The organism is uncultured Campylobacter sp. (assembly GCF_938045465.1).
Classification (GTDB): Bacteria; Campylobacterota; Campylobacteria; order Campylobacterales; family Campylobacteraceae; genus Campylobacter_B.
The window spans coordinates 1-14,254 of record NZ_CALIBF010000108.1; the positions used below are offsets into that span (position 1 = coordinate 1).

Below are 14,254 nucleotides of genomic sequence, written 5' to 3' on the forward strand. Positions count from 1 at the left end.
CGAGCGCGAAATTTAAAATTTTAAAATTTTGAAACCTCGAGCAGTTTAAATTTTAAAATTTAGCGCTAGCCGGCGCAGACAAAGCTGCAAAATTTCAAAACTCGGCGCACGCTATTTATCTAAATTTTAAATCTCGTTTCGGTCTGTTTTTGATGACGATTTAAATTTATCGCCGTAAGCTTAGCCTACTCGCCGCCGCTACCCGCGATAAAATTTTATGCGCCGAGCCTAGCGCCTTTTAAAATGCTTCGTATCGATACTGCGCACCGTGTTTTCAGGTTATCCGATGCTAATTAAAATTTCGCGGCGCAATGTTTATTGCAGTTGGCGCCATGCTTGATAAAATTTGCCCGCCATTATCGCAAGAAAAATGAGCGTCAAAGCTCCAAATATCGTAGCTGTAAATTTATCATCCGTCGTAGCGTATTTGTCATATCTGAATTTCATCAGATACTCGCGCTGCGGCGGATCGACGCTCGCATTATAATCCAAAAATAAGACCTGATATGCCGTACCGCGACCCCGAAACGGAAACGGACGGCTTTGATACCAAGCTTTAACTCGCTTGCCTTCCAGCCATTCGTATGCGATTAGCGAGATAGAAGGCTTAATATTTACGCCTTGCCACTCGTCCGCTCCTGAGCGCTTAAAATTAGCTTCCGCAATTGCCGCATTGAGCAAAATTTTATTTTTATAAAAGGAGGTTAAGTTATCCGTATCGCCATTTAAAAAGACTTTGATAAATTTGCGCTCATCCGTAAAAATCTGCATATATTCGCGCCCATCATCGCTTCTGACATCCATGATTATTCCATTTGCAATTTTCAGATCATCTAAGCTTTTCGGATTCAAGCTAAGAAGAAATCCGTACCACATCGCCACCAAATAAAATGCGATCATAAATAGATCGAACTTGCGATCTAAGTTATGCCAAATTTCGCCGAGCTTCATCGATCATTACATTGTAAGTTTCGCTGCAAGATACGGAATTTTACGGCTTTTATTATCGCGGGCTATGCTGCATCGCAAGCGCCTCCATCGCCCCGACGGGCAGAAATAGCACTACGCCCACGATTACCACCGGTATAGCCACGATGATGCCTAGCGTATCCAATAGGGCGTTGCCCTCGCAGCGTTCAGGTCTAACCTCGATGTTTGCCGGGATCGGAGAGCGCAGCCTATCGCTTGGCTTCATTATTTCGTTAAGATTTTTGATCTGTACGACGCGCGCATCGAAGTAGAAAATCGCTTCTATCTCGCCTTTTTTCTCATCGATTTCGATGCGGTTCGCTAGAGCCTTGATTTTGGCGACATCTGCTCCTGCGGCGGAATTTAAAAAAGCACTGAAGCTACCGCGCGCCTCGCCGTTTTTAGCATCGGTTACTTCGATCTGTACAAACTCGCGCTTAAGCCCTTTGGCGTATCCGCCATCGTAAAATTCCGAGATATTCTTAAGCGACGAGCCGTTCGTTAGGACATAGCTGAGTTTCTCGCCTACGATGTATTCCTTGCCATCGTTTATGAAAAATGCCGTGATCTTTTCGGGCGTTTCGTTCGCCCCAGGCACTACGTTTTGTTTGCACTGGCATCCCACAAGCAGGACAGCTAGTAAAACCGCGATAAATTTTTTCATGATGATCCTTTAAAATTTTAAATTAGCGTATGAATTCCAAAGCCAAAGCTCTATCTCAAAAAATTTCAGCGGCGAAATTTTACGCCGATACGATTTAGCCGCAGCCGGACTTAAATTTAACTCCAAACGCAGGCTACTTCAGTGCCGCTTTAACCGCCTCGCTTAGGCGCTTGCCGTCCACGCTTGAGCCAAGCGCTTCCTTGGCAGCTTTCATCACGCGCCCCATATCCTTTGCGCCGCTCGCACCGAGCTCGGCGATTAGCGAGCCAACCGCAGCGGCAAGCTCGGCATCGCTTAGCTGCGCGGGCAGATAGGACGCGATGATCTCGATCTCACCCTGCTCTTTTTGCACCAGATCGTCGCGACCGCCCGCGCGATACTGCTCCACAGAGTCGTTTCGGCGCTTGATCTCGCTTTGAAGTATGCTAAAGACGCGCTCGTCGCTAAGGCTGATGCGCTCGTCCACCTCGACCTGCTTAAGCGCGGCGTTAAGCATCCGCAGGCTGTCTCTGCGGAAGTGATCGCCGCTCTTCATCGCCGTTTTAATGTCTTCTAAAATTTGCTCTCGCACACCCATTTTCTACTCCTTGAGATTGAAATTTCGGCGGTAATTGTAGCAAATTTAAAATTTGGCTCGGGTAAATTTAAGAGGATAAAATTTTAAAATTTTAAAGATTTAGCGCAATTTGCGGTTAAATTTAAAGCTCGCGCGGGCATCGTCTGCGGCAAAAGGCTCGCGCGGTTACCCTTTGCAGCAAAAAGCTCACGCACAAAAGGCTCGCGCGAAGTGCGCTAAATTTAAAAAGCCTCGCAAGAACATAAAATTCCTGCGAGGCAAAGCGAGCAATAGAAGCTCGCGAAGGTTCTATTTAGCGCGTGAGAATATCATTCGCACGATTTGAAGTAAGAAGCATACGCTTCCTACCAAAAAGATCGTATCACCGATGATACGCGCCCAACGGAGCCCGTAGAGGCTGTCTTTTTGCAAAAATTCCGCGCTTCTTGCGTACCACATACCAACGTCGATCGCCGCGAACGCCTGCAAAATTCCGACAGGTAGTAGCGAAATCAGCACCATTAGAAGCAGACCCGCGTTAAGCGCCCAAAAGCCGATCTTCATAAGCGTATCGTCAAAGTTTTTGTCTTTGTAAATATACAGCGCCACGAGCCACACGAAGCCGAGCGCCAAAAAGCCGTATACGCCAAATAGCGCCGTATGAGCGTGCACCGCGGTGGTGTTTAAGCCCTGGATGTAAAATAGCGCAAGCGGCGGGTTGATCAAAAAGCCGAAAACGCCCGCGCCCAGCATATTCCAAAACGCCACGGCGATGAAGCAGTAAAGCGGCCATTTTAAACGCTTAGCCCAATTCTGCGCGAATTGAAGCTTGTAGTAATGAAACGCTTCCGAACCCAAAAGCACCAAAGGCACGACCTCAAGCGCCGAGAAGCTCGCACCCACAGCCATTATCGGCGTAGTGGTGCCCGCAAAATAGAGGTGGTGGAAGGTGCCAGGAATTCCGCCGATTAGGAAAATCGACGCGCTAGCAATCGAGGTGTAGGTGGCAAATTTCTTGCTTACTAAGCCCAAGGACGCGAATACGAACGCCAAAGACGCCGTCGCGAAAACCTCGAAAAATCCCTCTACCCAAAGGTGCACGACCCACCAGCGCCAATACTCCATCACAGGGATAGGCGAGCGCTGTCCGTAAAATAGTCCCGCACCGTAAAAAAGCCCCACGGCGATGACCGAAGCGGTAAAAATCGCCAATAAATTCTTATCGCCCTCGGCTCTAAAGCCCGCGATAAAGCCGCGAAGCACGAGTACCATCCAGATCACAAGGCCCACAAATAGTATCAGCTGCCAAATTCTACCGAGATCTAAATACTCGTATCCTTGATGTCCGATCCAGAAACTGCTGCTTGGATCCATCTTGCCCGCAATCGCCATGTATTCGCCCGCGAAGCTGCCGACGACCAAGAAAAGAAGCGCGTAAAAAAGCACGTCCACGCCGAGCTTTTGAAATTTAGGATCCTTGCCGCCGTTGATGATCGGCGCTAGAAACAATCCTGCCGCCAAAAAGCCGGTAGCGATCCAGAAAATGGACGCCTGCACGTGCCAGGTGCGAGCTAGCGAGTAAGGGATATACTGCGAAATATCAAGCCCGAAAAAGGACTGACCCTCGATCGTATAGTGCGCAACAAAGCCGCCGATGAAGGCTTGAAATGCAAACAACGCAATCGCTACGAAAAGGTACTTGCCGAGCGCCTTTTGCGACGGCGTAAGCGCTAAAGCGGCGATCGGATCGGCGTTTAACTTCGCAGGAGCCTCGAAATCCTCGTCCTTTTTGCCGTAGAAATTTCCAAACCACACTAAAAGACCGATGCCGGTAAGCAAAATAACGAGGCTTGCGATCGTCCAAACGACGTTTTCCGTGGTAGGGACATTGTCTATCAGCGGCTCGTGCGGCCAGTTATTGGTATAGGTCGCCTCTCCGCTCGGACGATCCGTAGAAACCGCCCACGCAGTCCAAAAGATGAAATCCACGAGCTCGGCGCGGTGTTGCTCGTTTGCGAGCGTGTTTTCCTTCATCGCGTAATCCTCGCGAAGCTTTTTAAAGCGCGGATCGTTTCCGAAAACGCCCATGTACTCGTCTTTTACGACCGCCATGGCTTTCAAGCGATCATCGCTTAGCTTGACGGTGCCGTCTTTTACGGTGTTGGTGCGGTACTCGGCCTTGGTAAGCGCCTTGATCTGCGCCTTTTGCTCGTCATTTAAGGCGTCAAATTTCACACCGAAATGCTCCTGCGCCTTGATATCCATAAACGCGACTAGCTCCTTATGCAGCCAATCTGCGCTCCAATCGGGCGCCTGATACGCTCCGTGACCCCAGATAGAGCCCACCTGCATACCGCCGATGCTCTGCCAGGCCTCCTGTCCGCGGTAAATGCGCTCGGTACTGATTAGCTCGTTGCCGATAGCATCGGTAAATTTTACCACCGGCGGAGACTGCCTATACACCTCGCCGCCGTAAAAACCCAAGAAACTAAAGCCCACGATGAGCACCGCTATAAGCGCCATCCAGAGCTTTTTAAATTCTGCCATTTTCACTCCTTTAACTGAAATTAGGAGAGAATTTTACCTATTTAAATTTCGATAAGCATTGAGGCTCGTCAATAAAAAGATAAAATTTATCTGCTTAAGCTGAAATTTATTAAAGTATACTGGAATAAGGTATTTTAGAAAATTTTATATAAAATTTATATCTACAAATCTATCCCTGATCTCAATGTTATCAAGATTTAGATTTAGTTTGTCTTTTAAATACTTTTTCAAATTTACTCGTTCATACTCACTTAACATAGTTAGCGGAATGGCAAAATAATTACTATGAGTACTATCTAATAAAATTAGAACATTTAAATTTATGCTATCTATTCTTCTTAAAATTTTAAGTACACCGAAGCAAAGAAGATTTATCGGATGCAAAGCGTACGATAAAATTAGCAAGAGAAATTTTTTAAACCTAGTTATATTGGCATTGTATTTGCACGCGTCTTCAATCACGAGTCCAGAAAATTTATAAATAGCGATTTTATCAAAATTAGAAGTCTTTACACTTTTATGTACTGAATATACATCGTTATAATTTTTGCATAAAGAATTATATTCTATTCTATCGGAATAGAAATTTAAAAATTTATGTTTATTAATAAATAAAATTCCCACCAAAAAAGTAACAGCTCCTAAAAATTGATATACCCAAGCACTTCCTCTGCAGAAAAATAGAAATATAACTAAAAATACAGCTAATATTAAATAACATTCTGTACTGATTTTGGTCCAATAATCTTTGATCATAAAAAGAGGCATTTCAGATTTATAACTTTGAAATTCCATACGATAATACTCCAAATTTTTAATTCAATACACCGCTCTTTTCATTGACTTTGCTCTGCATCTTTCACTCCTTTTAAATAGAAATATATTTTGTAAACAAATTCGAATGTAGACATTAATATTACGGAACCCGAAAGAGAAAAACCGGATTGAAAGAAAAAAATATATCCAAAAATTGAAAATCTACTTTGAAATTCCGGCATAAAATGGCTTGTTCTTATGCTTATACCGCTGCTTGCAAAATATCCGGTATAATAAACCTCAAACATAAAAATACCAAGACCAAACATAAACGGAAGTAACAAAAACGGGAAATCGTTTTCCCGCTTCTTTTTTGCAACCAAGATAAAGTCATCATCATATCTGCAAAAGTAAATATAATAAACCAATGAATATAAGCTAGAAACCACAAAAATAATAATCCCGTATATCCACATAATACTAACGTAAAATTCCAAAAGTTGGGTGTATGGGCTAATATTACCGATAATTTCGATATTTGGAAAATAGCTTTTCATAAAATTTACGAAATTTAAGCACGCAGGAGAAATATCTAAAATATTTTTAGGAATTATAAAGGCGCTAAGAGAATATAAAAAATATATAAAACATAATTTCGTAAAAAATTTACCGAATTTTATACGAGTATTTTCTATTCTTATCTTTTTGCTTTCGAATTCTAAATCCTGCAATCTTAACCCCTAAATAAAATGATTACGCATTTTAGCGCCTACAACTTTAAACAAACTATAAAATTAGCATATTTATAGTTTGTGTAATAAACGCAATTCATGCAAGGCTTCCAAAAACGGATTAAATTTGGATTTGCATCCAAATTTAAAGCGATCCGTCGCTGCTGCTTTCGCGGGGTTTAGGAAGCGGCGAAATTTTAGTGTAATACTCCTCCTTGCCGTTGTACGAGCTGCTAAAGACGCCGTCCGGAACCGTGAAATTTCGTTTAGTTTGCGGATACTCTTTGAGGTAGTTTGCTAAAAAGCGCGCAAAGACTGGTGCTGCTGTGCGGCCGCCGCCCTCGACCTTTCGCATCGGTTTATAATCGTCGTTGCCATACCAGATTATGATCTGCAAATCCGGCGTAAAGCCGCAAAACCATGCATCTATACTATCATTTGAGGTACCTGTTTTGCCCGCTATGTCGATGCCTTGCACGCGCGCGCGAGTACCGGTGCCGCGCTGCACGATATTTTTTAGTAGCGTAGTCATCAGATATGCCTGCTCAGGGCGCAGCACGCGACGGCGCTCAGGCTCGATAAAGCGAGTTTTGCCGTCCTTATCGGTAATCGAAACGATAAATTTTGATTTTGCAGTAATCCCAAGCCCCGGGAACATCGAATACATCGTGGAGTATTCAAGCGGCGAAATTCCGTAGCTGCCGATAGCCACTGACAGGGCGGGCGGGACGTTTTTAAAGCCGAACTCGCCCAGCTTTTTTACCGCGCGATCAACGCCGATAGATTGCATCAGATTGATCGAGGCAAGGTTGCGCGAGCGAGTTAAAGCTTCTTTGATCGTGATATAGCCGCTGTAAGTCTTGTCGTAATTTTTCGGCTTCCACGTTTTGTCGCTGCCGTCGTCGAATTCTCTAGCTATATCGGGCACCTCGGTCATCGTCGAGTAGCCCATATCAAGGGCGATTTGATAGACGAAAGGCTTGAAGCTGGAGCCGGTTTGGCGCTGGGATTGGCTGGCGCGATTAAAATTTGATTTCGTGTAATCCACGCCGCCTACTAAGGCTAAAATTTCGCCGTTTTGCGGATGCGTGACGACCATAGCGCCGTTTACGTTGCTTGCATTAGCGTCTTTGTTGCGCTTTAAAATTTCATTGTAGCCGAAAACTAATGCCTCTTGCGCCATCGCTTGCGCCTTTAGATCAAGACTCGTATCTATACGGTATCCGCCCGTGCGGACGTCCGGTAGAATTTTTTCGGCTTCTTTTATGATCTCATCTACGGCATACGGCGCTGCGTTTTGCGTGAGCGTTTCATTATAAATCGTAGGCTGCTCGTTCATCGCAAGCTCATATTCGGTCTTATTTATCCAGCCGAGCTCATGCATCCTATAAATCACGTTATTGGCACGCGAAAGCGACAAATCCAGGTGCTTAGTAGGATCAAAGCTGCTAGGAGCTTTCGGTAAGCCCACTAAAATCGCGATCTCTTTAAGGCTTAAATCTTGCAAATCTTTTTTGAAATATCCCAAAGCCGCCGTGCGGATGCCGTAATATCCGTGCCCAAAGTACACTTCGTTGAAGTAACGCTCTAGAATTTGTTCCTTGCTTAGGGCATTTTCTATCTTAAGCGATAGGATCGCTTCTTTGATCTTGCGATCAAGCTTCTTTTCGCTCGAAAGAACTAAATTTCGCGTGATCTGCTGCGTAATCGTGGAAGCCCCTTCGACGAATTTCATCGCTTTGACGTCTTTAATAATCGCCCTAAAAATCGCCTCGACATTCACGCCGCCGTGTTCGAAAAACGCCGTATCCTCGATAGCTACGAGCGCCTCGATCACGCGGCCTGGAATCTCGTCGAATTTTACGTAAATTCTATTTTGTTCATTGAAAACGTTGGCTATCAAATTGCCGTTGCGGTCATAAATTTTAGTCGTAAGCTCGGGATGATAATCTATGATCGAGTCCGATTCCAAGCGGATTTGCGAGTAAAAATACAAAAAAATCCCGCCTGCGGCAAACGCACAAACCGTAATAAAACTAAATAAAACTCTTACCATACAAACCTCTTTAAAATTTCCAGATCAAGCCCCATCGCCGTGAATTTTGACCCACGCGAGCTTTTAATATATTTTTCGTTAAAGCCTTCGATACTCATCGCACCCGCCTTGCCGCGCCAATCGCCGCTAGCGATATAGTCTTTCAAATCCGCTTCATTAAATTCCGCAAATTCAAAGCTTGCGACGCTAAGTGCCGAAAGCTCTAGCGCCTTACTGCAAAAAATCATCGCAGTATAAACGGCGCAGCTAGCACCGCTTTGAGCCCGCAGCATCCTTAACGCGTCCGCTTCATCCCGCGCCTTGCCTAAAATTTTGCCGCCGGCAAGCACGGAGCTATCGGCAAACAGCACTCTATCATAATTTTTATAAATTTTAAAAAACTGTGCCTTCTTGGCCGAGACAACGCGATAAGCATAGGTGCGTGCATCGTCCTTACTAATGCCGCTTTCGTCGAAATTAAAAGGAATTTGCGTAAATTCTACGCCGTTATCCTTTAGAATTTGCGCTCTAGTAGGCGAGCTGGAAGCTAAATAGATCATCAAAACTCGCCCACCGTCACGCCTAGATAAACGCAAATCAGCGTAACTACGATATTTAACGGGATGAAATATTTAACAACGATGATTAAATGCTCATTCGCCTCAAGCTCATCGCCCGCATCCAAAGCTCGCTTCAAAGATGAAATTTTATAATGCATGTAGATAAAATTTAGTAGTATAAAGCCGGCGCCAGCCCACAGCGTGGCAATCGCACCTTTTACCATAGGATCTGAAAATTTAAAACTTCCGCCGTCCGCAAGAAAAAATCCACTTACGCAAACGATCACCAAAAATAGTGCAAAGAACTGCTCATAGCGTTTCATATATCGTAAAATTTCTGTAAATTTTACATCCTTCGCATCCGCTTGACTTTTACTGCTTAAATTCATAAAAATCCGCGCGATCAAAAATACGCAGATCTGCGCGCAGATCAAAAAAATCACGCTTAAAATGTGAATCAGAGGCAAAATTTGGGAGGCTTTGATGAAGCCGGCATCGATTTCGTTCAAATTTTACCTTTTGCGTAAGAGATCGCCTCTTTGATCGCTTCTTCGATTTTTAGCACGTCCTTGCCGCCCGCAGTCGCAAAATCATCGCGTCCACCGCCGCCGCCGCCTAAAATTTGCGCCGCTAGCTTAACCCACTCGCCAGCTTTGATCGGCGCGTTTTTAACGCCTGCCGCGATTGAAATTTTGCCGTCGGTGCCTACTTGCATCAGCATTATCGCCGCCTTTTCGTGGCTATTTTTAAACTCATCTATCATAGTTTTTATATCACCGCTTTCGACTGAGGCTACGCAAAGTTTGATATCGCCGACATTTAAAAATGCCAGTGCATGGGAACTGCTTGCATGCTTGATCTGATCTTTTAGCGATCTGATCTCATCTTTTAATTTCTCAATCGCGCGGAGAGGCTCAATCCCCTTTAGCTCCGCAGAAATTTCAGCAAGCTTAGCGCGATTTTGAAACGCCAAATTTAAAGCCGCGCGCGAACAAACTGCCTCGATACGCCTAACACCCGCACTTACGCCGCTTTCTTTAACTATAAAAAACGGTCCTATCTCGCTTAAATTACGCACGTGAATTCCGCCGCAAAGCTCCTTACTAATCTCTCCGAAGCTCACAACGCGCACTTTTGAGCCGTATTTTTCGCCAAAAAGCGCGATTGCACCGCTGTTTTTAGCGTCATCTATATCCATAATCTCAGTTTTTGCCGCACAGCCCTTGCAAACGGCGTTATTTACAAATTCCTCGATTTTAGCTAGCTCCTCGTCGCTAAGTGCCTTAGGATGCGAGAAGTCAAATCTTAAGCGGTCCGCTTCAACCAAGCTTCCTGCTTGAGCGATATGAGCCCCTAGCACCGCGCGAAGCGCCGCGTGCAAAAGATGCGTCGCGCTGTGATGACGTGCAATCTGCTCACGCTCCTCAGAAACCTTGAGTCCGACGATATCGCCGATTTTCAGGTTACGATTAAGGCGCAAGTGGGATAAATTTAGCCCATAAAATTTCTGCGTATCAAACACATCGGCTATGGACTCCACTTCGCCACTATCGCCCGTCTGACCGCCGCTTTGTGCATAAAACGGAGTGATATCAAACATCGCCCAACCGATATCGCCGGCTTTGAGCTCATCCACTTCCGCAAAATCCTCATTAAGCAGCGCTAAAACCTTGCTCGTGCGGCTAAGCTCTTCGTAACCGCTAAATTTATTCTCACCAAATTTCTCTAGCAGCGCCTTAAAATCGCCACGGACGTTTTTATCGCCACTGCCCTTCCATGCGGCTTTAGCTATCTGCCTTTGCTCGCTCATAAGCGCGTCAAATTTAGCCTCATCCACGCGCAAATTTTTCTCGCGCAGCATATCGGCGGTCAGATCGAGCGGAAAGCCGTAGGTATCGTATAGTTTAAACGCGATCTCGCCGCTAAAAATTTCTTTAGTGCGCGCAAGCTCCTCGTTAAAAAGCTCGATGCCGTTTGCCAAGGTGGCGAAAAACCGCTCCTCTTCGAGTTTGATCTGCTCCTTTACGGCTTGCTTTTTCTCATTCAGATAGGCGTAGTGCCCGCCCATCAGCTCGCATACTTTATCCACGAGGCGGTGCATAAATGGCTCTTTTATACCGAGCAGATAGCCGTGGCGCACGGCGCGGCGTAGAATTCTACGCAAAACATATCCTCTACCCTCGCGATTAAAATTTGTTCCCTGCGCTAGCAAAAACGTAACCGAGCGGATATGATCGGCGATGACGCGATAGCTTGCGCCGCTTTCATAAACGTAAGGTTTGCCGCAAAGCTTTGCAACCTCATCAATTAGCGGCATAAAAAGCGAGCTGTCGTAGTTGCTAAACTTGCCTTCTTTAATCGCCGTGACGCGCTCAAGGCCCATGCCCGTGTCGATGCTAGGCTTTGGAAGCGGGCTAAGCTTGCCGTCTTTGCTGCGCTCATACTGCATGAAAACTAAATTCCAAATCTCCAAGAAGCGGTCGCCGTCGCCGCCCATATAATCCTCGGATGAGTGAAAATGCTCCTCACCCTGATCATAAAAAATTTCGCTGCACGGCCCACACGGTCCGGTATCGCCCATCGCCCAAAAGTTATCGTGATCGCCGAAGCGGTAGATGCGCTCCTGCGCTATGTGCTGCGCCCAGAACCCAAACGCCTCGTCGTCTTTCTCGTGCACGGTGACGTAGAGTTTGTCTTTAGGAAGCTTTAAAATTTCGGTTACAAACTCCCACGCATAGGCGATCGCCTGCTCTTTGAAATACTCGCCGAAGCTGAAATTTCCAAGCATCTCAAAAAACGTATGGTGGCGCGCGGTGTAGCCGACGTTGTCTAGGTCGTTGTGCTTGCCGCCGGCGCGGATGCAGGTCTGACAGCTCGTGCGGATAGGCGGCGTCGGACGCGGTACGGCTCCTGTAAATATGCTTTTAAAGGGCACCATGCCCGCATTGGTAAAAAGCAAACTATCATCATCTGGCACCAGCGGCGCGCTGGGGATAATCTGATGCCCCTTGCTTGCAAAGAAATTTAAATATTCGCTTCTAATATCCATGATTTGTCCTATTTCAAGTTAAATTTTAAAGGCGCATTTTAGCTAAATTAGATTTTAAAAATTATAAATTTTAACCATTCTTAGTTATAATGGCGCGAAAGATTAAATTTAGGGCATGGCGATGAAAAAAAAGATAGCGATCATAGGCATGGGCGAGCTTGGTCAAAAGCACTTCAGCGAGCTAAGAAGGAGCGATTATTTCGAGCTTGTAGCGCTTTATCATAAGGGCAGCAGTGAAAATTTCGGCCCGCGCTATCCGATCTTTGATAATCTAACCGATCTTTTTAACGTCGCTAAGCCCGACGCCGTAGTCATCACGGCTCCCCCGCCATCGCATAAAGAGCTGATTTTAAAATGCCTGCCGTTTACCAAAAATATCTTTGTAGAATCTCCGCTCGCACAAAGCCTAGCCGAAGCCAGAGAGATAAACTACGCAGTCACCACTAACGGCACGCGCCTAGCCGTAGGCTACTCCGACCGCTACAATCCAGTAATCGTATCCCTACTACGCGAGCTAGCCAAGGGGGATAAAATTTTTTCGATGAGCTTCGTAAGCGGTTTTGCAAACGATGATAGAGCAGATATCGTCGCCAATGCCCTTTTTAGAGATATCGATCTTGTGCGGCTGCTTTCTCACAGCGAGATCGCCTGCATAGAACTTAGCAAAAATATCTCTAAAGAGCGCACTCTAGCCGCATGCGCGACGCTTCACACAAAAAACGGCTGCTATTGCACGCTAATGCAGTCCAATCTCTATCCGATCAGGCGCCACGGTATCGAAATTTGCACCGACAGCGGCGTGTATTTTGGCGATCTAATCTCAATAACTCTTTTTAAAATTACGCCTGACGGGCGCGTAAATCTGCGCGTCGATCGCGATGACTTTTCGCTACGCCGCGAGCACGAAGCGTTTTGCGCGATGTGCGACAGCAGCACTAACGCAGGTCTTGCAAGCGTAGAGGATGCGATAAAAATCAGAGAAATCATCTCATGAAAAAAGCCCTAATTTTACTCAACATGGGCGGTCCGAACAATCTGAGCGAGGTTGAAGTTTTTTTAAAAAATATGTTTAACGACCCCTTTATTTTGAGCGTTAAGAGCGATTTTTGGCGTAGTGTTTTAGCCGCACTCATCGTAAGAAGTAGAGCGGCGGCGGCGCGCAGCAACTACGAAAAACTGGGCGGACGCTCGCCGATATGCTCCATCACCGAAGCGCTTTGCGAGCGGGTAAATGAACTAGCGCGAGCAAAATTCGGCGCGGGTTTAAAATTTGAAAATGCGGCGAGTGTAAGCGCTGCAAATGAGCCGTCGCAAGACGTTTCATCGCAGAGCAAGCCGTCGCAAGAGGCACAGACACAAAACGAGGCGCCGCGGGATAAAAAACCGATAGACGAGCTAATTTGCGATTATGCGATGAATTACACGCCGCCCTTTGCGGAGGACGTGCTTAAAAAATACGCGGATTTTGACGAGATAATTTTGATGCCTTTGTATCCGCACTTCTCAAAAACGACGGTGCAATCGAGCCTGTGTTCCACCGAAGCCGCACTCAAACGGCTCGGGATAAAAAATTATAAGATAGTTGATATTTTCTACGATAGCGCCGTTTACAATGAAATTTTACTAAATTTAATCGCAAGCTGCGTCGCAAAATTTAGCGCAGATGAAATTTCGCAAATTTCGCTCATATTTTCCGCGCATTCGCTGCCGGTAAAAATTATCACCGCGGGCGATCCATACGAGGCGCAGGTAGAGGCGCACGTGGAGATTTTAAAAGATCTGCTGGCTGCGCGCGGGATTAAATTTAAAGAGATTATTTTGGCGTATCAATCGCGCCTGGGCCCCGTGAAGTGGCTAGAGCCTAATATCGCGGACGTTTTGCGAGATCTGCAGAGCAAAAAAGCGCTCATATTTCCGATCGCGTTTTGCGTGGATAACTCCGAGACCGATTTTGAGCTGGATATTTTTTATAGGGCTAGTGCGCGCGAGCTGGGTTATGAATACTACGAAGTGTGCAAATGCCCGAACTCCCGCGAGGATTTTGCTAAATTTATACTCGCACAAGCGTTGTAAATTTAGAGATTAAAATTTAATCTTTTAGTTTGTATTTTTTATATTCTTTATGAAGCTTGAGGATTGAATACAATGCAGATAAAAATAGCAATATACTAGTTAAGGTTAGTATATTTCTTTGAAAATATAAATTATCCCAATCCTCTGCATTTGAGGTATGTATTTTTGTTCCATCGCAATACCCGTATTCATTTAAAAATCTTTCCGACATTTTAATTTTTACGCAAATTTGATCTATATAGTTTTTGTAAATTAAATCACAAAATTGCATACCGAATTGTTCATAATCCGTCTTGCTATTTCCGATATGCAGA

General features: G+C 45.4%; 13 protein-coding genes. 2 read left to right on the plus strand and 11 right to left on the minus strand.

The window, feature by feature from the left end; all coding sequences use genetic code 11:
• Positions 1-315: 315 nt before the first annotated feature.
• The 10 genes from Q0413_RS05030 to alaS form a co-directional block, all read right to left on the minus strand.
• On the minus strand, positions 316-804 hold the full coding sequence (locus Q0413_RS05030) for a hypothetical protein (protein ID WP_298987869.1): 489 nt from the start codon (positions 802-804) through the stop codon (positions 316-318).
• A 199-nt stretch (positions 805-1,003) separates the two neighbouring features.
• A complete protein-coding gene (locus tag Q0413_RS05035) occupies positions 1,004-1,633 on the minus strand; it encodes a hypothetical protein (protein ID WP_298987871.1) in 630 nt (209 codons plus the stop codon).
• 133 nt (positions 1,634-1,766) lie between these two features.
• Complete coding sequence (locus Q0413_RS05040; RefSeq protein WP_298987872.1) at positions 1,767-2,210, minus strand: GatB/YqeY domain-containing protein; 444 nt, start codon at positions 2,208-2,210, stop codon at positions 1,767-1,769.
• Positions 2,211-2,498: 288 nt separating this feature from the next.
• A complete protein-coding gene (locus Q0413_RS05045) occupies positions 2,499-4,736 on the minus strand; it encodes a nitric-oxide reductase large subunit (RefSeq protein ID WP_298987874.1) in 2,238 nt (745 codons plus the stop codon).
• Between the two features lie 144 nt (positions 4,737-4,880).
• Positions 4,881-5,531 carry a hypothetical protein gene (locus Q0413_RS05050; protein WP_298987875.1) on the minus strand — a complete coding sequence of 217 codons (651 nt, stop codon included), beginning with the start codon at positions 5,529-5,531 and terminating at the stop codon, positions 4,881-4,883.
• Positions 5,532-5,572: 41 nt separating this feature from the next.
• Positions 5,573-6,223 (minus strand): hypothetical protein, encoded by a 651-nt coding sequence (locus tag Q0413_RS05055; RefSeq protein ID WP_298987876.1) that lies wholly within the window; start codon positions 6,221-6,223, stop codon positions 5,573-5,575.
• A gap of 145 nt (positions 6,224-6,368) precedes the next feature.
• Positions 6,369-8,279 (minus strand): transglycosylase domain-containing protein, encoded by a 1,911-nt coding sequence (locus Q0413_RS05060; RefSeq protein WP_298987878.1) that lies wholly within the window; start codon positions 8,277-8,279, stop codon positions 6,369-6,371.
• Positions 8,273-8,818: a septum formation inhibitor Maf gene (maf, locus tag Q0413_RS05065; RefSeq protein WP_298987879.1), complete on the minus strand. Its 546-nt coding sequence runs from the start codon at positions 8,816-8,818 to the stop codon at positions 8,273-8,275. Before maf ends, Q0413_RS05060 begins: the two co-directional genes overlap by 7 nt.
• Positions 8,818-9,327, minus strand: coding sequence for a hypothetical protein (locus Q0413_RS05070; RefSeq protein ID WP_298987880.1), 510 nt, complete (start codon positions 9,325-9,327; stop codon positions 8,818-8,820). Before Q0413_RS05070 ends, maf begins: the two co-directional genes overlap by 1 nt.
• Entirely contained in the window at positions 9,324-11,867 is a 2,544-nt protein-coding gene (gene alaS, locus Q0413_RS05075) for an alanine--tRNA ligase (protein ID WP_298987881.1), read from the minus strand. The genes Q0413_RS05070 and alaS overlap by 4 nt, the downstream gene beginning before the upstream one ends.
• A 121-nt stretch (positions 11,868-11,988) precedes the next feature.
• Between alaS and Q0413_RS05080 the strand changes: the two genes are divergently transcribed.
• Together Q0413_RS05080 and hemH are read left to right on the plus strand one after the other, a co-directional pair.
• Positions 11,989-12,861, plus strand: a complete 873-nt coding sequence (locus Q0413_RS05080; RefSeq protein ID WP_298987883.1) for a Gfo/Idh/MocA family oxidoreductase — start codon at positions 11,989-11,991, stop codon at positions 12,859-12,861.
• Positions 12,858-13,940, plus strand: a complete 1,083-nt coding sequence (hemH, locus tag Q0413_RS05085) for a ferrochelatase (protein ID WP_298987884.1) — start codon at positions 12,858-12,860, stop codon at positions 13,938-13,940. Before Q0413_RS05080 ends, hemH begins: the two co-directional genes overlap by 4 nt.
• Before the next feature lie 16 nt (positions 13,941-13,956).
• Here hemH and Q0413_RS05090 read toward each other — a convergent pair.
• Positions 13,957-14,254: hypothetical protein (locus tag Q0413_RS05090; RefSeq protein WP_298987885.1), on the minus strand; the 298-nt coding region annotated here is incomplete at its 5' end.

What these genes read in the sequence shown, in the direction of transcription:
- Q0413_RS05060 (WP_298987878.1), bottom strand. Translation starts at nt 8,279, where the DNA reads ATGGTAAGAGTTTTATTTAGTTTTATTACGGTTTGTGCGTTTGCCGCA.
- Q0413_RS05035 (WP_298987871.1), bottom strand. Translation starts at nt 1,633, where the DNA reads ATGAAAAAATTTATCGCGGTTTTACTAGCTGTCCTGCTTGTGGGATGC.
- Q0413_RS05030 (WP_298987869.1), bottom strand. Translation starts at nt 804, where the DNA reads ATGGATGTCAGAAGCGATGATGGGCGCGAATATATGCAGATTTTTACG.
- hemH (WP_298987884.1), top strand. Translation starts at nt 12,858, where the DNA reads ATGAAAAAAGCCCTAATTTTACTCAACATGGGCGGTCCGAACAATCTG.
- Q0413_RS05080 (WP_298987883.1), top strand. Translation starts at nt 11,989, where the DNA reads ATGAAAAAAAAGATAGCGATCATAGGCATGGGCGAGCTTGGTCAAAAG.
- Q0413_RS05045 (WP_298987874.1), bottom strand. Translation starts at nt 4,736, where the DNA reads ATGGCAGAATTTAAAAAGCTCTGGATGGCGCTTATAGCGGTGCTCATC.
- alaS (WP_298987881.1), bottom strand. Translation starts at nt 11,867, where the DNA reads ATGGATATTAGAAGCGAATATTTAAATTTCTTTGCAAGCAAGGGGCAT.
- Q0413_RS05040 (WP_298987872.1), bottom strand. Translation starts at nt 2,210, where the DNA reads ATGGGTGTGCGAGAGCAAATTTTAGAAGACATTAAAACGGCGATGAAG.
- maf (WP_298987879.1), bottom strand. Translation starts at nt 8,818, where the DNA reads ATGATCTATTTAGCTTCCAGCTCGCCTACTAGAGCGCAAATTCTAAAG.
- Q0413_RS05050 (WP_298987875.1), bottom strand. Translation starts at nt 5,531, where the DNA reads ATGGAATTTCAAAGTTATAAATCTGAAATGCCTCTTTTTATGATCAAA.